This is a genomic window from Bifidobacterium moukalabense DSM 27321 (assembly GCF_000522505.1).
Taxonomy (GTDB): Bacteria; Actinomycetota; Actinomycetes; order Actinomycetales; family Bifidobacteriaceae; genus Bifidobacterium; species Bifidobacterium moukalabense.
In genome coordinates, this window is record NZ_AZMV01000007.1 from 546835 (window position 1) to 564962 (window position 18128).

The 18128-nt window shown below is 60.5% G+C and carries 27 protein-coding genes and 1 tRNA gene; 26 read left to right on the plus strand and 2 right to left on the minus strand.

Annotated features, from left to right (window positions below):
- The 25 genes from rpsC (at position 1) to BMOU_RS08665 (ending at position 15726) form a co-directional block, all read left to right on the plus strand.
- A complete protein-coding gene (gene rpsC / locus BMOU_RS08545) occupies positions 1-804 on the plus strand; it encodes a 30S ribosomal protein S3 (RefSeq protein ID WP_034876721.1) in 804 nt (267 codons plus the stop codon).
- 8 nt (positions 805-812) lie between these two features.
- Entirely contained in the window at positions 813-1232 is a 420-nt protein-coding gene (gene rplP, locus BMOU_RS08550; protein WP_034876723.1) for a 50S ribosomal protein L16, read from the plus strand.
- Positions 1232-1489: a 50S ribosomal protein L29 gene (rpmC, locus tag BMOU_RS08555; RefSeq protein ID WP_003808034.1), complete on the plus strand. Its 258-nt coding sequence runs from the start codon at positions 1232-1234 to the stop codon at positions 1487-1489. Before rplP ends, rpmC begins: the two co-directional genes overlap by 1 nt.
- Complete coding sequence (gene rpsQ / locus BMOU_RS08560; protein WP_003837360.1) at positions 1489-1749, plus strand: 30S ribosomal protein S17; 261 nt, start codon at positions 1489-1491, stop codon at positions 1747-1749. The genes rpmC and rpsQ overlap by 1 nt, the downstream gene beginning before the upstream one ends.
- 91 nt (positions 1750-1840) lie before the next feature.
- On the plus strand, positions 1841-2209 hold the full coding sequence (gene rplN / locus BMOU_RS08565; RefSeq protein ID WP_003837358.1) for a 50S ribosomal protein L14: 369 nt from the start codon (positions 1841-1843) through the stop codon (positions 2207-2209).
- Position 2210: 1 nt separating this feature from the next.
- Positions 2211-2546, plus strand: coding sequence for a 50S ribosomal protein L24 (gene rplX / locus BMOU_RS08570; protein ID WP_034876726.1), 336 nt, complete (start codon positions 2211-2213; stop codon positions 2544-2546).
- Complete coding sequence (gene rplE / locus BMOU_RS08575) at positions 2543-3115, plus strand: 50S ribosomal protein L5 (protein ID WP_003837355.1); 573 nt, start codon at positions 2543-2545, stop codon at positions 3113-3115. Before rplX ends, rplE begins: the two co-directional genes overlap by 4 nt.
- A 1-nt stretch (position 3116) precedes the next feature.
- Complete coding sequence (locus tag BMOU_RS08580; RefSeq protein ID WP_003808046.1) at positions 3117-3302, plus strand: type Z 30S ribosomal protein S14; 186 nt, start codon at positions 3117-3119, stop codon at positions 3300-3302.
- Positions 3303-3386: 84 nt separating this feature from the next.
- Positions 3387-3785 carry a 30S ribosomal protein S8 gene (rpsH, locus tag BMOU_RS08585; RefSeq protein WP_003808048.1) on the plus strand — a complete coding sequence of 133 codons (399 nt, stop codon included), beginning with the start codon at positions 3387-3389 and terminating at the stop codon, positions 3783-3785.
- Between the two features lie 16 nt (positions 3786-3801).
- Complete coding sequence (gene rplF, locus BMOU_RS08590; RefSeq protein WP_034876729.1) at positions 3802-4341, plus strand: 50S ribosomal protein L6; 540 nt, start codon at positions 3802-3804, stop codon at positions 4339-4341.
- 1 nt (position 4342) lies between these two features.
- Positions 4343-4714, plus strand: coding sequence for a 50S ribosomal protein L18 (gene rplR, locus BMOU_RS08595; RefSeq protein ID WP_034876731.1), 372 nt, complete (start codon positions 4343-4345; stop codon positions 4712-4714).
- Positions 4711-5442, plus strand: coding sequence for a 30S ribosomal protein S5 (rpsE, locus tag BMOU_RS08600; protein WP_034876733.1), 732 nt, complete (start codon positions 4711-4713; stop codon positions 5440-5442). Before rplR ends, rpsE begins: the two co-directional genes overlap by 4 nt.
- Positions 5439-5624 (plus strand): 50S ribosomal protein L30, encoded by a 186-nt coding sequence (rpmD, locus tag BMOU_RS08605; protein ID WP_012901881.1) that lies wholly within the window; start codon positions 5439-5441, stop codon positions 5622-5624. Before rpsE ends, rpmD begins: the two co-directional genes overlap by 4 nt.
- A 2-nt stretch (positions 5625-5626) precedes the next feature.
- Complete coding sequence (gene rplO, locus BMOU_RS08610) at positions 5627-6073, plus strand: 50S ribosomal protein L15 (RefSeq protein WP_034876735.1); 447 nt, start codon at positions 5627-5629, stop codon at positions 6071-6073.
- A gap of 225 nt (positions 6074-6298) precedes the next feature.
- Complete coding sequence (secY, locus tag BMOU_RS08615; protein ID WP_034876737.1) at positions 6299-7636, plus strand: preprotein translocase subunit SecY; 1338 nt, start codon at positions 6299-6301, stop codon at positions 7634-7636.
- Positions 7637-7656: 20 nt separating this feature from the next.
- Positions 7657-8217, plus strand: a complete 561-nt coding sequence (locus tag BMOU_RS08620; RefSeq protein WP_034876739.1) for an adenylate kinase — start codon at positions 7657-7659, stop codon at positions 8215-8217.
- A gap of 144 nt (positions 8218-8361) precedes the next feature.
- Entirely contained in the window at positions 8362-8580 is a 219-nt protein-coding gene (gene infA / locus BMOU_RS08625; RefSeq protein WP_003808114.1) for a translation initiation factor IF-1, read from the plus strand.
- A 22-nt stretch (positions 8581-8602) separates the two neighbouring features.
- Positions 8603-8716 (plus strand): 50S ribosomal protein L36, encoded by a 114-nt coding sequence (gene rpmJ / locus BMOU_RS08630; RefSeq protein WP_003842636.1) that lies wholly within the window; start codon positions 8603-8605, stop codon positions 8714-8716.
- A gap of 137 nt (positions 8717-8853) precedes the next feature.
- Positions 8854-9231 carry a 30S ribosomal protein S13 gene (rpsM, locus tag BMOU_RS08635; RefSeq protein WP_003808138.1) on the plus strand — a complete coding sequence of 126 codons (378 nt, stop codon included), beginning with the start codon at positions 8854-8856 and terminating at the stop codon, positions 9229-9231.
- A gap of 85 nt (positions 9232-9316) precedes the next feature.
- A complete protein-coding gene (gene rpsK / locus BMOU_RS08640) occupies positions 9317-9715 on the plus strand; it encodes a 30S ribosomal protein S11 (protein WP_003827267.1) in 399 nt (132 codons plus the stop codon).
- An 80-nt stretch (positions 9716-9795) separates the two neighbouring features.
- Positions 9796-10791, plus strand: coding sequence for a DNA-directed RNA polymerase subunit alpha (locus BMOU_RS08645; RefSeq protein WP_003837338.1), 996 nt, complete (start codon positions 9796-9798; stop codon positions 10789-10791).
- A gap of 89 nt (positions 10792-10880) precedes the next feature.
- Positions 10881-11375: a 50S ribosomal protein L17 gene (gene rplQ, locus BMOU_RS08650; RefSeq protein WP_051428949.1), complete on the plus strand. Its 495-nt coding sequence runs from the start codon at positions 10881-10883 to the stop codon at positions 11373-11375.
- Positions 11376-11446: 71 nt separating this feature from the next.
- Positions 11447-12355, plus strand: a complete 909-nt coding sequence (gene truA / locus BMOU_RS08655) for a tRNA pseudouridine(38-40) synthase TruA (RefSeq protein WP_235143755.1) — start codon at positions 11447-11449, stop codon at positions 12353-12355.
- A gap of 290 nt (positions 12356-12645) precedes the next feature.
- Complete coding sequence (locus tag BMOU_RS08660) at positions 12646-14826, plus strand: circularly permuted type 2 ATP-grasp protein (RefSeq protein ID WP_034876747.1); 2181 nt, start codon at positions 12646-12648, stop codon at positions 14824-14826.
- Between the two features lie 99 nt (positions 14827-14925).
- Positions 14926-15726: a transglutaminase family protein gene (locus BMOU_RS08665; protein ID WP_034877446.1), complete on the plus strand. Its 801-nt coding sequence runs from the start codon at positions 14926-14928 to the stop codon at positions 15724-15726.
- Between the two features lie 114 nt (positions 15727-15840).
- On the opposite strand, the gene BMOU_RS08670 is transcribed toward BMOU_RS08665, so the two are convergent.
- Both BMOU_RS08670 and BMOU_RS08675 read right to left on the minus strand, forming a co-directional pair.
- Positions 15841-15929, minus strand: a tRNA-Ser gene (locus BMOU_RS08670).
- A 104-nt stretch (positions 15930-16033) separates the two neighbouring features.
- Positions 16034-16897, minus strand: a complete 864-nt coding sequence (locus BMOU_RS08675) for a hypothetical protein (RefSeq protein WP_235143756.1) — start codon at positions 16895-16897, stop codon at positions 16034-16036.
- A gap of 75 nt (positions 16898-16972) precedes the next feature.
- On the opposite strand from BMOU_RS08675, the gene nusA reads away from it, so the two are divergent.
- Positions 16973-18013, plus strand: a complete 1041-nt coding sequence (nusA, locus tag BMOU_RS08680; RefSeq protein WP_034876751.1) for a transcription termination factor NusA — start codon at positions 16973-16975, stop codon at positions 18011-18013.
- The last annotated feature ends 115 nt before the right edge of the window (positions 18014-18128 follow it).

An 18128-nucleotide genomic window follows, 5' to 3' on the forward strand; every position in this document is an offset into this window, starting at 1 on the left:
ATGGGTCAGAAGATCAATCCATTTGGCTACCGCCTGGGCATCACTGAGAACCATCGTTCCAAGTGGTTCTCCGATTCCAACAAGCCTGGCGAACGCTACCGCGACTTCGTTCTCGAAGATGACGCCATCCGCAAGGCCATGAGCAAGGATCTCGAGCGTGCGGGTGTGTCCCGCATCGTCATCGAGCGTACCCGCGACCGCGTGCGTGTGGATATCCACACCGCTCGTCCGGGCATCGTCATCGGCCGCCGTGGCGCCGAAGCCGAGCGCGTTCGCGCCAAGCTCGAGAAGCTCACCGGCAAGCAGGTCCAGCTCAACATCTTCGAAGTGAAGAACGCCGCCCTGGACGCCCAGCTTGTCGCCCAGGGCATCGCTGAGCAGCTGACCAACCGCGTGACCTTCCGTCGCGCGATGCGTAAGGCCCAGCAGGATGCCATGCGCGCAGGCGCCAAGGGTATCCGCATCAAGCTCTCCGGTCGTCTTGGTGGCGCCGAAATGAGCCGTTCCGAGTTCTATCGCGAGGGTCGCGTTCCGCTGCAGACCCTGCGCGCCCTGATTGATTACGGCTTCTTCGAGGCCAAGACCACCTACGGCCGCATCGGCGTGAAGGTGTGGATCTACAAGGGCGATATGACCGAGCGTGAGTTCGAAGAGCAGCAGGCACAGCAGGGCAACAATCGCCCGGGCCGCCGCGGCGATCGTCGTCCGCGTCGTGGCCAGCGCAACGCTGCCCCGCAGCAGAACACCGCAGCCGAGGCTCCGGCCGCCGCTGAGGCTCCTGCCGCAACGGAAACGAAGGAGTGAGCTGAGAAATGCTTATCCCAAAGAGAACCAAGTATCGTAAGCAGCACCGTCCGGTCCGTCGTGGCATGTCCAAGGGCGGCAACGAAATCGCTTTCGGCGATTTCGGTATCCAGGCTCTGGCTCCGGCTTATGTGACCAACCGCCAGATCGAGGCCGCTCGTATCGCCATGACCCGCTACATCAAGCGTGGTGGCCGCGTGTGGATCACGATCTTCCCGGATCGTCCGCTGACCAAGAAGCCGCTGGGCACCCGAATGGGTTCCGGTAAGGGTACTCCGGAATTCTGGATCGCCAACGTCCACCCGGGTCGCGTTATGTTCGAGATCGGTGGCGTGTCCGAGGAAGTCGCTCGCGAGGCCCTGCGCCGCGCCATCGACAAGCTCCCCATGAAGTGCCGTGTTATTGCTCGTGAAGGCGGTGACATCTGATGGCAGTCGGAACTGCAGACTACACCATGAAGAATCTGAACGAGAAGACCAACGAGGAGATCGAGGGCTTCCTCAAGAAGTCCAAGGAAGAGCTGTTCAACCTGCGCTTCCAGTCCGCCACTGGTCAGCTCGAAAACACCGCCCGCCTCAAGGCGGTCAAGCACGACATCGCCAGGATGTACACCATCCTGCGTGAGCGTGAGCTCGGCATCAGCCAGGCCCCCGAGGCGACCGAAACGAAAGCTGAGGAGAAGTAATGGCTGAAGAGCGTAACTTCCGCAAGGTTCGTCGCGGTTACGTCGTGTCCGATAAGATGGACAAGACGATTTCCGTCGAGCTCGAGCAGCGTTCGACCCACCCGCTGTACGGCAAGGTCGTTCGTTCTACTCGTACGGTCAAGGTCCATGATGAACACAACGACGCGCATATTGGCGACCTCGTGAGTATTATGGAGACTCGGCCCCTGAGCAAGACCAAGCGTTGGCGTCTCGAGAGCATTATCGAGCGCGCTAAGTAAATAAGTTCGGCAAGGCTCCGTGAGTCACCCCGCCTGCTTCAAGCAGGCAGGCGGGGTGCTCGGGGAGAACCAGCTCGGCTAAGGAGAATCAATGATTCAGCAGGAAACGCGGCTTCATGTCGCCGACAACACGGGTGCGAAGGAAATCCTCGCCATCCGAGTGCTCGGCGGATCGAAGCGACGCTATGCCGGCATCGGCGACGTGATCGTCGCCTCCGTCAAGGACGCCATTCCTGGCGGGTCGGTCAAGAAGGGCGACGTCGTCAAGGCTGTCGTCGTCCGTACTGTCAAGGAGCACCGTCGTGTGGACGGCTCCTACATCAAGTTCGACGAGAACGCCGCCGTCATTCTCGGCTCCGGCCGCGAACCGAAGGGCACTCGTATCTTCGGACCGGTCGGTCGTGAACTGCGCGACAAGCGCTTCATGAAGATCGTGTCCCTCGCCCCGGAGGTGATCTGACATGGTAGCCAAGATCAAGAGCGGCGACCTGGTCAAGGTCATCCGCGGTAAGGACCGCGGCAAGGAAGGCACCGTCAAGCAGGTGCTGAAGAACGACCGTCTGATCGTCGAAGGCGTGCAGATCGTCAAGAAGCACGTGCGTGCCACGCAGCAGGGCCAGCAGGCCGGCATCGTGGCTGTCGAGGCTCCGATTCATCGCTCCAACGTGATGGTCATCGATCCGGAGACCAAGCAGCCGACCCGCGTGGGCGTCATCGTGAAGGAAGAGGCTCGTGACGGCAAGGTGAAGACCGTGCGCGTGCGTGTCGCCAAGAAGTCCGGAAAGGAGCTGGCATGACCGATACCACTGTCGAAGCGCCGGCAACTCCGCGCTTGAAGCAGAAGTACATCGAGCAGATCGTGCCGGAGCTGGAGAAGGAATTCAACTACTCCAACCCGATGCAGGTCGCCCGTGTCCAGAAGGTCGTCGTCTCCATGGGCGTCGGTGCCGCAGCCCGCGACTCCAAGCTCATCGAAGGCGCCGTCAAGGACCTCACCCTGATCACCGGCCAGAAGCCGAAGATCACCAAGGCCAAGAAGTCCGTCGCACAGTTCCATCTGCGCGAAGGCCAGGCCATCGGCGCCTACGTCACCCTGCGTGGCGAGCGCATGTGGGAGTTCCTGGATCGCCTGCTGACCCTCGCTCTGCCGCGTATCCGCGATTTCCGCGGCATCAACGGCAACCAGTTCGATGGTCAGGGCAACTACAACTTTGGCCTCACCGAGCAGTCCATGTTCCACGAAATCGATCCGGATTCGATCGATCACCAGCGTGGTATGGACATCACCGTGGTGACCAGCACCAAGGACGACAAGGAAGCGAGCGCGCTGCTCAAGCACCTCGGCTTCCCCTTCAAGGAGAACTGATATGGCAAAAACCGCTCTTAAGAACAAGGCGGCCGCTAAGCCGAAGTTCAAGGTGCGCGCGTACACGCGCTGCCAGGTCTGCGGTCGTCCTCACTCCGTCTACCGCAAGTTCGGCCTGTGCCGCATCTGCCTTCGTGAGAAGGCCCACCGCGGCGAGCTGCCCGGCGTTACGAAGTCCAGTTGGTAAATATCGACGCTGAAGGTCCGCGGCCCGATCGCCATTAAGGCGTGAGGGCGGCGGAAACCATGGCGAGAAAGGGCGTTAGCCCAAATGACAATGACAGATCCGATCGCAGACATGCTTACGCGTCTGCGTAATGCGAGCGCGGCAAAGCACGAGACCGTGGATATGCCGTACTCCAAGTTCAAGGCGAACATCGCCGAGATCCTGAAGCGTGAAGGCTACATCAAGGACTTCACCGCCAAGGAAGCCAAGGTCGGCCAGACCCTCGAGGTCACCCTCAAGTATGGCCCGAACGGCGAGCGTTCCATCCAGGGCATCAAGCGCATCTCCAAGCCGGGCCTGCGCCGCTACGCAAAGTCCGATGCTCTGCCGATGCCGCTCGGTGGTCTTGGCATCGCAATCATCTCGACTAGCTCGGGACTACTGACCCAGAAGGAATGCCTCGACCGAGGCATCGGCGGCGAAATCGTCGCTTTCGTTTGGTGAGAAAGGAGAGCTGAACATGGCATCGCATATTGGTAAGCTCCCCGTCACCATTCCTGCTGGCGTGGAAGTCAAGATCGACGGTCAGTCCTTCAGCGCCAAGGGCGTCAAGGGCACTGACTCCTACGTGATTCCGGAAGGCATCACTGCAAGCGTCGAAGGCAACGAGATCGTTCTCGTCCCGGTCGACGACCTGCGTCCGACCCGTGCGAAGCATGGTCTGGCCCGCTCCATCATCGCGAGCATGGTCAAGGGCGTGCACGAGGGTTATGCCAAGACCTTGGAAATCGTCGGCACCGGTTACCGTGCCCAGATGAAGGGCAAGGGCATCGAGTTCTCCCTCGGTTATTCCCACACCATCACCGTCGAGCCGCCGGCCGGCATCGAGTTCGAACTGCCGAACCCGAATCAGGTGATCGTCAAGGGCATCGACAAGCAGGCTGTCGGCCAGTGCGCCGCAAACATCCGCAAGCTTCGTGCTCCGGAACCGTATAAGGGCAAGGGCATCAAGTACTCGGATGAACACATCCTGCGCAAGGCTGGAAAGGCTGGTAAGTGATATGAGCGTCCAGATTTTCGGTAAGGGCAAGAAGGTCGCACTCCAGCGTCGCCACGCTCGTCTGCGCAAGCGCATCAGCGGTACCCCGGAGCGTCCGCGTCTGGTGGTCTCCCGTTCCAACCGTCACATGGTTGCCCAGATCATCGACGACACCAAGGGTGTCACTCTGGTGAGCGAATCCACTCTGATGAGTGATTTCGCCGGTTTCCAGGGCACCAAGACCGAAGCCGCCAGGAAGGTTGGCGAACTGATCGCCAAGAAGGCTCAGGACGCAGGCATCACCGCGGTGGTGTTCGACCGTGGCGGCAACAAGTATCATGGCCGCGTCGCAGCTGTCGCTGAAGGCGCCCGCGAGGGAGGTCTGGCACTGTGAGCGACAACGAAAAGGAAACCCAAGTGGCTGAAGAAACTCAGAACACTCAGGCTGCTGCCGAGACCGGCAACGAGGACCGCAAGTCCCGTCGTGGCCAGCGTGGCGAGGGTCGTCGTGGCGAGCGCCGCAACCGTCGTGAGGAATCTCACGAAAACGAGATGCTCGACCGTGTGGTGACCATCAACCGTGTGTCCAAGACCCATAAGGGTGGCCGTACGTTCAGCTTCGCCGCCCTCGTGGTGGTGGGCGACGGCAACGGCACCGTGGGCGTCGGCTATGGCAAGTCCCGCGAGGTCCCGGCTGCAATCGCCAAGGGCCAGCTGGATGCCAAGAAGCACATGTTCACCGTTCCGCGCATCAAGGGCACCGTCACCCACCCGGTGATCGGCCATGATGCCGCCGGCACCGTGCTGCTGCGCCCGGCTGCCCCGGGTACCGGCGTTATCGCCGGTGGCGCGGTTCGTGCAGTCATGGAATGCGCTGGCATCACCGACGTCCTCACCAAGTCGATGGGTTCCGCCACCGCCGTTAATGTGGTGCGCGCTACCGTCGACGCTCTCAAGAAGCTTGAAGAGCCGGAAGAGATCGCAGCCCGCCGCGGCATGTCCCTCGAAGAGGTGGCTCCGGACGCTCTGCTGCGTGCTCGCGCCGAAGGCATCGCCGAGGCCCGCAAGGCTCGCGAAGAGGCACAGGCCAAGGCCGCTGCCGCTCAGAAGGACGGTGAGTGATGACTAACCTGAACATCAAGCTGCACCACGGTCTGGTGAACTCCACTCCGAAGCAGCGTGCCGCGGCTCAGACTCTGGGCCTGAACAAGATCGGCAAGACCGTGACCCGCGAGGATACCCCGGCCCTTCGTGGCCAGCTGCTCGTGCTGCGTCACCTGATCACCGTTGAGGAGGCTGACTGATTATGGCAGACATTCTGCAGATGCATGACCTGAAGCCGGCTCCGGGTGCCAAGAGGGATCGCATTCGCGTTGGTCGTGGTGAAGGTTCCAAGGGTAAGACCTCGGGCCGTGGCGACAAGGGCACCAAGAAGCGTTACCAGGTTCGTCCGGGCTTCGAAGGTGGCCAGCTGCCGCTGTACATGCGCCTTCCGAAGCTGCGTGGCTTCAAGAGCCCGTTCAAGCAGGAGTATCAGGTCGTCAACGTCGCAGCCCTCGCGGAACTCTTCCCGCAGGGTGGCGAAATCACCGTTGCCGATCTGGTGGCCAAGGGTGCCGTCCGTAAGGGCTACCCGGTCAAGGTCCTGGGCGATGGCGAGACTTCGGTCGCCTTCACCATCAAGGGTGTCAAGGCTTCCGCTTCCGCCAAGGCCAAGATCGAGGCCGCCGGCGGCTCCATCTCCGAGGACTGAGTCCACGGAGTGAAGCTGACCTAAGCGTAAATGAGTGAGGCTCCTCCCACACGATTGTGGGAGGAGCCTCACTCATTTCATGGATTGGTTTCAGGCCGTGAAAAGAATAAAAACAGACAAAGGGTGGAAAAATCCGCGTATCGGTAGACGCCGTACGCTAGACTCGTGCGTTAGAGTCTGTTTGCATGGGTGCGCGGGCGCGCACGTCGTTGGAAGGAATCCCAGTTGAGGACGTTAATCCAGGCCTTCAAGACCAAGGAGTTGAGGAATAAGATCCTCTTCACCCTCGGCATCATCATCATCTATCGTATTGGTTCGTTCATCCCGACCCCCGGCGTCGACTACACGGTCGTCCAGCAGTGCGTCGGCAATATGAGCAGCACCTCCGAAAACTTCATCGGCCTGGTGAACCTCTTCTCCGGCGGCGCGATGCTGCAGCTGTCCATCTTTGCGCTGGGTGTCATGCCGTACATCACCGCATCCATCGTCATCCAGCTGCTGCGCGTGGTGATTCCCCGCTTCGAGGCCCTGCACAAGGAAGGCCAGTCCGGCGAGGCCAAGCTGACCCAGTACACCCGTTACCTGACCATCGGTCTCGCGGTGCTGCAGTCCACCACCATTCTGGTGACCGCACGCTCCGGCGCGCTGTTCAACTACCAGTGCTCCCAAGTCGTGCCCGACGGTTCCGTCTGGAACCTCCTGGTCATGGTGCTCATCATGACCGGCGGCACCGGTCTGATCATGTGGATGGCCGAATTGATCACCGACAAGGGCCTTGGCCAGGGCATGTCCATTCTTATCTTCATGTCCATCTGCTCCGGCTTCCTGCCGCAGTTGTGGGAGATCGGTTGGGGCACCAAGGGCACTGACGGCAACTGGGGCAAGTTCGCCACCGTTGTGGGCGTACTGCTCGTCATCATGATTCTCGTCGTATACGTGGAACTCTCCCAGCGACGTATTCCGGTGCAGTACACACGCCGCATGATCGGCCGCAAGATGTACGGCGGCTCATCCACCTACCTGCCGCTGAAGGTCAATATGTCCGGCGTCATCCCGCCGATTTTCGCATCCTCCATTCTGGCCGTCCCGACCCTGATCGCGCAGTTCGGCAATTCGGACCAGTCCTGGGTCAAGTGGATCAACTCCAATCTGGCCAACACCACCTCCGTGTGGTACATCGCCCTGTATGCGCTGATGATCGTGTTCTTCTGCTTCTTCTACACGGAAATCACGTTCAACCCCGATGAGACCGCCGACAACATGAAGCAGTATGGCGGATTCATTCCGGGCATCCGCGCCGGCAGCGCCACCAGCCGCTATCTCAGCTACGTGATGAACCGACTGAATACCGTGGGCGCCGTCTACTTGCTGTTCGTGGCCCTCATTCCTACGGTGCTCATCATGGCGCTGAATCTCAATACCAAGCTGCCGTTCGGCGGCACCACCATCCTGATCATCGCGGGTGTCGGCCTTGACACCCTGCGTCAGGCCAAGGCCCAGACCGAGCAGTTCCAGTATGCTGGTTTCCTGTTCGAGGGCACTGACCACCAAGAGGGCAAGTAAAGAAAGGGAAATTAACGATTATGCGACTGCTGATCATGGGCCCCCAGGGCGTCGGCAAGGGTACTCAGGCCGCTCTGCTGAGTGAGCATTATGGCATCCCGGCGATTTCCACCGGCGACATCTTCCGCTACAACATCAAGAACAAGACCGAACTTGGTGTGGAGGCCCTGGCGTATATCAACAAGGGTGAACTGGTTCCGGACGAACTGACCAACAAGATCGTCAAGGATCGCCTGGCCATGGATGACGCCAAGAACGGCTGGATCCTTGACGGGTATCCGCGCAACGCCTCCCAGGTCGAGGCCCTTGACGCCATTCTCGCCGACCTCGGCACTCCGCTTGACGCCGTGGTCGCCCTTGACGCGGACCATGATGTGCTCATGGAGCGTATGAGGAAGCGCGCCGAAATCGAAGGCCGTTCCGACGACACCCCGGAAGCCATCGCCAAGCGTCTCGACGTCTATGCCAAGGAGACCGCTCCGCTGCTGGCCATCTACGATGGGCGGGGCCTGCTCAAGACTTTCAACGGCGTCGGTTCCGTCGAAGACATCCAGGCCACCATCGTGGCCGAGCTGGGCTGATACCGGTTCGCGCCAATAGCACATTCACAGGGAAACGGGGATTACGACACGCCGTGTATGTCGTAATCCCCGTTTCCGTGTATTCTTGCAAGTTGGTGTGTCTTCGGGCACGCATAGTAATCGCCAAGGAACGGAACGAGGCTCATGGCTAAAGACGGTGTGATTGAAGTCGAAGGACAGGTGGTGGAAGCACTGCCGAACGCGATGTTTCGTGTTGAACTCGAAAACAAGCATATCGTGCTCGCAACCATCTCCGGCAAGATGCGGAAGAACTACATCCGTATTCTGCCGCAGGATCGCGTTGTGCTGGAAATGAGTCCGTACGATCTGAACCGCGGTCGTATTACGTACCGTTACAAGTAAGGTACAAAAGCAAAGGAAAACCATGAAGGTCAGCCCTAGTGTGAAGAGGATCTGCGAGAACTGCCGCGTGATCCGTCGTCACGGCCGCGTCATGGTGATCTGCATCAACCCGCGCCATAAGCAGCGCCAGGGCTGAGAGCAGATCCAGCGGCACAAAACAGTACAGGCGCTGAGTCACAGTTCGTATCGGCGAGCTGAACCCCGGGTACGCAGGCCCGGGCCGGGAAACCGGACGACTTGGTGCAAGACCTGCGGAAAACAGAAGGAATCGCAATGGCACGTCTTGCCGGAGTCGACATCCCCAATGAGAAGCGCATCGAGATCGCCCTCACCTACATCTTTGGTGTGGGTCGCACTCGTGCCAAGGAAACGCTTGCCGCGACCGGTATCAACCCGGACATTCGCGTCAAGGACCTGACGGATGAGCAGCTGATCACGCTGCGTGACTACCTCGAGGGTAACTACAAGATCGAGGGCGATCTGCGTCGTGAAATCGATGCGGATATCCGTCGTAAGATCCAGATCAACTGCTACCAAGGCCAGCGTCACCGTAAGGGACTTCCTGTGCGCGGCCAGCGCACCAAGACCAACGCCCGCACCCGCAAGGGCCCGAAGCGTACGGTCGCCGGAAAGAAGAAGGCCACCAAGTAATCGGTGGCGGTGAGTCTAAGCCACGAGACATACGATCTCATCGCATAGACACCAAAGCAAATTCGTTATTAGGAAACGAGGGTCAATGGCAGCTCAAAAGCAAGCCGCGCGCAAGCCGCGTCGCCGCGACCGCAAGTCGGTCCCGGTCGGGCAGGCGCACATCAAGTCCACTTTCAACAACACCATCATTTCGATCACCGATCCGTCCGGCGCAGTCGTGTCCTGGGCCTCCGGTGGCGATGTCGGCTTCAAGGGCTCCCGTAAGTCCACGCCGTACGCCGCTGGTATGGCCGCCGAATCCGCAGCCCGCAAGGCCATGGAGCACGGCGTCAAGAAGGTCGACGTGTTCGTGAAGGGCCCGGGTTCCGGTCGTGAAACCGCCATCCGTTCCCTGCAGTCCGCCGGACTCGAAGTCGGTTCCATCACCGACGTCACCCCGCAGGCACACAACGGCGTTCGTCCTCCGAAACGCCGCCGCGTCTGAGCACTAGAAGAAATCATCAATCCAAAGCCGCTTATGGCCGGTGAGTGCACCACCGGTCTGAAGCTGAAAGGATAACCACAGTGCTTATCGCACAGCGTCCGACACTTACCGAGGAATCTCTCAACCCTCAGCGTTCCCGCTTCACCATCGAGCCTCTTGAGCCTGGTTTCGGCTATACGCTTGGCAACTCGCTGCGCCGCACCCTCCTGAGCTCCATTCCCGGAGCGGCTGTGACTTCGGTGCGTATCTCCGGCGTCCCGCATGAGTTCACCACTCTGCCGGGTGTTGAAGAGGACGTTACCGAGATCCTGCTGAACATCAAGGGCATCGTGCTCACCAGCGAATACGATGAGCCGGTTGTCATGTATCTGCGCAAGAGCGGCAAGGGCGAAGCCACCGCGGGTGATATCACCCCGCCGGCAGGCGTCACCATCGCCAACCCGGATATGCATATCGCGTCCCTCGCCGACGACGGTGAACTCGAGATCGAGTTCACCGTCGAGCGTGGCCGCGGTTATGTTCCCGCCCAGATGAACAAGCAGGACAACGCCGAAATCGGCCGTATCCCGGTTGATTCGATTTACTCCCCGGTGCTCAAGGTGAGCTATCGCGTGGAAGCCACTCGCGTTGAACAGCGCACTGACTTCGACAAGCTCATCCTGGACGTGGAGACCAAGCCGGCAATCTCCCCGCGTGATGCGGTCGCATCCGCAGGCTCCACCCTGGTGGAACTCTTCGGCCTGTGCCGTGAGCTCAACACCCAGGCCGAGGGCGTCGAGGTCGGCCCTGCCCCGGTGGCAGAGGAGACCAACCCGGAGATGGCCGTTCCGATCGAGGATCTCAATCTCACCCAGCGCAGCTATAACTGCCTGAAGCGCGAGGGCATCCACACGATCGGCGAGCTGGTCGCCCACACCGAGCAGGATCTGCTCGACATCCGCAATTTCGGTATGAAGTCCATCGACGAAGTCAAGGAAAAGTTGCAGGCTCTTGGCCTGGCTCTCAAGGCTTCGCCACTCGGCTTCGATGCCAACAACCTCGAAGGCGGCACCTTCTTCTCGCCGGAAGACGAGTGATTCGCCGCTTTTGACCTAACCGCTTCGTTGAATTCGGATGTTCGGGCGATTGCCCACCTGAATTCAACGGGGCTTTTCAAGGAGAAACAATGCCTACACCAAAGAAGGGTCCGCGTCTGGCCTCCAGCCCGGCTCATGAGCGCCTGATGCTCGCGAACATGGCCACCAGCCTGTTCCAGCATGGCCGCATCACCACCACCCTGCCGAAGGCCAAGCGCCTTCGTCCGCTGGCCGAGCGTCTGATCACCCTGGCCAAGCGTGGTGACCTGCACAACCGTCGTCGCGTGATGCGCGTCATCCGCAACAAGTCCGTTGTGCACAAGCTGTTCACTGAGATCGCCGAGCAGATGGAGCAGCGCGAGGGCGGCTACACCCGCATCGTGAAGATCGCTCCGCGTCGTGGCGATGCCGCTCCGGCAGCCATCATCGAGCTCGTCACCGAGCCGGTGAGCCCGAAGCAGGCCGTGGTGAAGGAAGCCGAAGCCGCAACCAAGGTTGCCGCTGAAGAGGCTCCGGCCACCGAGCTCCGGAAGCCGCCGTTGAGGAGGCTCCGGCCGAGAACGCCGAGTGATTTGGCTTTCTAGCTGAGCAAGGGCTGGGAATCGAAAGGTTCCCGGCCCTTTTGCTATGCCCGCCCTTTGATAAGCTCAATGCCGTGAGATTACGAATCGACTTGGCATACGATGGCGGCGGCTTCTTCGGTTGGGCGAAGCAACCCGATCGACGCACCGTGCAGGGGGAGATCGAACGCGTGATACGCACCGTGCTGCGTGTACCCATCGATGACGCGGAGGAACCACTGCGCCTGACCGTTGCCGGACGTACCGACACCGGCGTGCACGCCTCGCATCAGGTCTGTCATCTGGATGTCGACGAAACCATACTTGCCCGTTGCGTCGGGCACATGGATGTGCCGCCTGTGGTCGCATTGACGCGCCGATTGCAACGTATGCTGCCGGATGACATCGCAATCCATGGAATCAGTGAGGCGCCCCGGGGCTTTGACGCCCGTTTTTCAGCGCTGGAACGCACCTACGTGTACCGTATTGCCGATCGGGCCAGCGAAATCGACCCGAGGATGCGTGGCTTCGTACTGCACATAGATGACGACCTGAATCTGGAAGCCATGAATCAGGCCGCGGCCATGGCCATCGGCCTGCATGATTTCGGTTCGTTCGCCACGCCGAATCCTGGCGGCACCACCATACGTGAGGTCAAAACCGCCTACTGGAGGCGCATACCGCAGAGCCGGCTCATCGACGACGAGATGACGATGGGGGAGCGCTACCGTACGCCGTCTGTGGAATCCGGCCTCGTCTGCTTCACCATCGTGGCCGATGCGTTCGCCCGTAACATGGTGAGGTCACTCGTCAACGGCTGCGTACAGGTCGGCATCGGCAAACGATCGCCCGACTGGTTCGCGGATAAGATGAACACGCCGCTGCGTGAAGGCTCGACGGGACCGATCGCGCCACAGGGATTGACGTTGGAGCATATCGAATACCCTGATGACAGTCAGCTGGCGACTCGGGCCGAAGCGATTCGTGCGAAACGCACATTATGACGAACCGACGGACACAGGGAGTCAACGGGCAAAGAGCTGGCTCCTGGCCCCGTTCCCCCCGACACCTCGCGCCTCCTCGCTCGCCGGACGGAGATGACCGGCCCGCGCAGCGCGATCGGAGGATCGATGTGACGATTATGTTACGGGGGGCTTGTTCCATCCATTGATGAGATACGGATGTAACAATTCCACGTGGTTTTCGGTAACCGATAGCCGTTACCGTCGCTTCTGTCACGGCATGGCCCTGTAGATTGGCATGCGTTGTTAGGGGTATAAAGGAGCGCGGAAAGATGATTGAATCGGCTGCACGTAAATTGGCGACGGAACTGGTCAATCGCAGGGAATCCATCAATCGTGAGCTGAGCCGTAACGGCGTGCGTTTCGGCATCTACAAGAACGGTGAATACCACGATCGGCTGTTCCCGTACGATCCGGTGCCGCGCATCATCGAATCCGACGAATTCGATGAGATGGAGGCGGGCCTCAAGCAGCGTGTCAACGCGCTCAACGCCTATCTGCGCGACATCTACTCCGACAAGCACGCCATCAAAGACGGCATCGTGCCGGAGGAATATGTCTACACCTCGGCCGGCTACTTTCCGCAGGTCAACGGCGTAACCCCTCCCGGAGGCGTGTTCGCGCACATCGCCGGTGAGGATCTGGTGCAGGGCCAGGATGGCAAATGGTGGGTGCTCGAAGACAATCTACGCATTCCATCCGGAGCCAGCTATCCACTGTTCGCGCGTGATATCGAACGCAGAATCACGCCACGGCTCTTCCGTGACGTACGCGTGCGCGACAACCGCGACTATCCGCGACTGCTGCGCAAATCCATGGATTTCGTCTCCACGGAAGGCATCGCCGTCGTGCTTACGCCGGGGCGCTACAATTCCGCCTTCTTCGAACATGCGTATCTGGCTGAGAAGACGGGTGCCGCGCTCGCGTTCCCGGAGGACCTCGAGGTCGTCGACAACAAGCTGTTCTTCCTCGACTACTCCGGCAGGCGCCATCGCGTGGGCGTGGTCTATCGTCGCCTTTCCGACGAATATCTCGACCCGTTCGCATTCAATCCCGACTCCGTGATCGGCGTGCCGGGAATCCTGTCGGCATACCGTGCCGGCAACGTCGCCATCGTGAACGCCCCGGGCAACGGCGCGGCCGACGACAAGGCCATTTACTATTTCGTGCCGGCCATGATCCGCTATTACCTGGGCGAGGAGCCGATTCTGCAGAATGCGCCGACCTACATGCCGATGTTCGAGCAGGATCGCAAGGAAGTACTCGGACGTTTGGGTGAGCTTGTCATCAAGGACGTCGCCGAGGCCGGCGGTTACGGCGTGGTCTTCGGATCGTCGCTCGACAAGGCGCAGCGCGAGGAGATGGCCGACCGTATCAAGGCGGAACCACGCCGTTTCATCGCGCAGGAGGTCATCCAGTTCAAGGACATCGACGTGGTCGATCCCGAAACCGGCAGGATGAGCCCTCGCAAATGCGATCTGCGCGCCTTCGTGGTGACCGGCAAGAACACGCATGTGTGGTATTCCGGCCTGACCCGCTACTCGTCGGTGCCCGGTCAGATGATCGTGAACTCCTCGCAGGGCGGCGGCTTCAAGGATACGTGGGTGCTGGCCAAGGATTCCGGTGTGGAGCATGATTCCGCCCCGGGCTCCGAAAGCATCAACCTGCTGGCGCAGTCCCGCAAGCATTCGCTGGCGCTTGTCACCGCATCCAAGGCCGATAACCTGTATTGGCTGGGACGTTACACGGAACGCGTGTTCACCACGCTGAACCAGTTCTTCCCCTTCTATGACCGCGTGATGGACACCGATGTGGATGCGTTCCGTCCGTTCGCGCGTGCGCTCGACCTGCCGGAGGATTTCCAGGATTTCGACGCGTTCATCCACAGCTTCCTATACGACGAGAAGAATCCGGATTCCGTGCGCAGCGCCATCGTCTGCGCCTTCAACAACGCCGTGATTCTGCGTCCGGAACTCAGCTCCCGTCTGCTGCAGTATGTGGAACTCGCCATGAGCTCCATCGTGGAGGCCGCCGATCGCGCCGCCTTCGACGAAGACATCTACAAGCATCGCGATATCGCCGACAACATGCTCGCCTTCTGGGGCGGCGTGGAGAACTCCCCGGTCGATTCGACGCTGAAATCCTTCATCTTCGTAGGCAAGTACCTGGAACGCGTCGATCTGTATACACGGTTCGGCTACTCCATGGAGGAGCTCAAGGCGCCGTTGGCCAAGCTCGCGAACTACATCATGCCGTTGAACGGACTGCCGGTGCCGCAGTGCTTCGCCGATGGGCTGCGGTGGCTGGTCGGGCAGCTGCCGTCCCGTGGATATGCCGATCTGGCCGATACGCTCGGCACATTGCTCAACGATTTCAATGAGCGCATATGCACGAACGATCTTAAGGATCTGGGGATGCTCAACGCCATGAACATGGACGCCAGACGCGTGTAGTGAACAGGGGGTTGCCCGAAGCCGCTCAAGTCGTGTATAACGGCCTGAGCGGCTTCGCTGTGATAGGGTTGTACAAGGATTTTTCGCTTGGGAGACGATGTGAAGAAACTGGTGTTTGACTATGAGATGAAGCTCTCATTCAGCTCGCCCGTAACCGATCACCGGTTCCAATTGCGATGTATTCCGACCACGGGGCCACGCCAGCAGGTCGTGGACGTGGAGGTCAGACTCGAGCCCGAAGTGGAGCTCGACACCACCGTCGACTCCTTCGACTCCGTGGTGATGACCGGTTTCATCCCCGAACCGCATACCATGTTCAACTATTCGGTGACGGGCATCGCTTTCGTGGATAACGAGCATATCAAACCGGAAATCCACAAGCCGCTGTACCGTTTCAACTCCGCGCTGACCATTCCCGGACCCACCATCAATGCGTTGATCGAAACATGCAAGGCGCGCATCGATGCGTTGCCGTCCGACGGCACGCCGGTCGATCAGGCCCGCGAGGTGATGGACGAGGTGTTCAAGGCCTTCGTATATACGCCTGCATCCACTACGATTCGCACCACCGCCGAAGAGGCGCTCGCCCAGCATAAAGGCGTATGCCAGGATTACGCGCATGTCATGCTGTCGGTCTGCCGGCATGTCGGATTGACGGCGCGCTATATCGCGGGGCTGCTGGACGGGGAGGGCGCCACGCACGCCTGGGTGGAAATCTACCACGAGAACCGTTGGATCGGTCTCGATCCGACGCATAACCGCATGGTCGACGACAACTACATCACCATCGCGCATGGCCGTGATTATCGTGATTGCATGCTTGATATCGGCATTTTCTCCGGCTGCAACGTGGAACAGAGCCAGTGGGTGAACGCGTCCGTGCACGAGCAGGAGCTGTAGGGGCTGCCGCCGGTTCGTCGTTGCCTCCCTGTGCCAGGCGTCGGCAGCCGCCGCTTTGCTGCGGGGAGGAACATAAACACAAAGGTCGAAACGTCATTGTTCCGACCTTTGTTGTGGCGGATGAAGCGAGATTCGAACTCGCGGAGGGGTTCGCCCTCACACGCTTTCGAGGCGTGCTCCTTAGACCGCTCGGACATTCATCCATATGCTGCTTGCACGCAAGCAACTTGTCTATTGTGCCACAGCATCGAGGATTGTCAAATTCCGCTGGCGGGTCTTGCGCACGGGAGTGTTGGGCGGTCCGCTGTCAGTCGAACAGGGCTTCATCGAAGGCGGGATATCCCCAATTCAGTGCCAGTTCCGCACGATCGGCGATGAGGTCGGCCAATGTGCACAACGACGTTTTGCGAGACTCGTTGGACGATGCCCGTTCGCCCGCGGCGTTGGAGCTCGCGGCGACGGCGCCGATCTCACCGCGCGCGCAATTCATTTCGATGATGGCGCTGGTCGGAGCTTGGAGTCCGTTCGCCTCGTCGACCATGGTGTCGGGGTTGGCGAGCAGCGTCGCGGCGTCATAGACCTTGGCGCGGTGATCGTCATCACTGCCGGCGAGGGAGGCCAGACGCTGGGCGGTCGCCTTATGACGGTCGCTCAGATCAAGGGAGACGTCGCCGATGGAGCGCGCGGCGAGGATCTCGGTTGCGAACCCCGCGGCGTCCTCGGCTTCGGACATCGTCGACAGCGAGTCGTCGTCGACGTCCAGCGAGGAGACGTCATCGAGCCGTGACGGTGTTATCGGATCGATGGCGATGCCAAGGCTGGCCGCCAGCATCCGGACGGTATGGCGGGCCTGCGCGCTCCGCATCGTGCCTTCGCCGAATCGTGCGGAACACTGTACGGCCGTTTCGACCCAATCGAGGGAGGCCTGTTGCGCCGATAGGTACCGTTCGATGACGTGATGCGACGCGCCGGTCATCCTGCCGCTGTTGCGCGAGGCCGATAGATAGGCGCTTTCGCAGGCGCTGAGCTTACGTTCCGATTCGGCTCGTCCGGCGACGCGCGGCGTCGAGCATGCGGACGCCCCCAAAGCCAGGGCGAGGGTGGTGGCTATGGTACAGACACGCCTGGCGAGTGATGAAGCCGAACGATGAAAAGGGTGACGTGTCTGCATGAATCATTACACTAATAGTTGACTGTGACCATTGGGCCAAGCGCTCGGAATAACTTCATATAGGAGGTCTTGAAGATGGAACTGGACCTGGCAGGAATGCACCAGCTCGCAGCTGGTCAGGGAATCGATCCCGAGACGCTGGACGCCGCTCTTTCGGAAGCATTGCGACTGGCATATCTGAAAACCCCGCACGCGGCGAAGCATGCTCGTGTCGAGCTTGATCCGCGTGCCGGAAGCTTTACCGTATGGGCCCAGGATGAGATTCCGGGCGAACCGACCGAGGACGATCCGCATCCTGCACCCACGCTGGGCGAGGAATACGATGACACCCCGCACGATTTCGGCCGTCTGGCCGCCGCCACCGCGCGTCAGGTGATCAGCCAGCTGTTCCGCAAGGCCGAGGACGACAAGGTGTTCGGCGCGTTCTCCGGTCAGAAGGGCAAGCTGATCACCGGCATCGTGCAGCAGGATGCCAAGGACACCGCCAATGTGCACGTGGCTGTCGGCGACGTCGAGGCCCTGTTGCCGCGGCGTGAGCAGGTGCCGGGCGAACGCTACCGCCATGGCGAGCGCATCCGCGTGTATGTGGTGAATGTGGCCCGCGGCCTGAAGGGGCCGGAGATCGTAGTCTCCCGCTCCCACCCGGAGCTGGTGCGCCGGCTGTTCGAACGTGAGGTTCCGGAGCTGGTCTCCGGTGCAGTGTCGATCATGGCCATCGCCCGTGAGGCCGGTGCCCGTACGAAGATTGCCGTGCGGGCCAACACCGAGGGCGTCAATCCGAAGGGTGCCCTGATCGGTCCCGGCGGTGCCCGCGTACGTGCCGTGATGGAGAACCTCGGTCCGGAAAAGATCGATATCGTCGATTGGTCGGCCGACCCTGCGGAATTCGTCGCAGCCGCGCTGTCGCCGGCCGTGGCGACCGGTGTGCAGGTGATCAGCGAGAAGAACAATACCGCGATCGCCTTCATCCATGACGATCAGCTGTCGCTGGCCATCGGCAAGGAAGGCCAGAACGCTCGTCTGGCCGCCAAGCTGACCGGCTGGAAGATCGGCATCGAATCCGCCGAGGCACACGCCAGGAAGATGCAGGAATCAGCCGGGGAAAGCGCCGAATAATCATCATTTGAGCATGCTTTGAGCCTGTGGGTGTACAATCCACAGGCTCGAGTATGCTGGATTCGATAGTCCAAAGCATGGGGGCGGAATGCCTTCATGCCAGGAAAGACGAGGT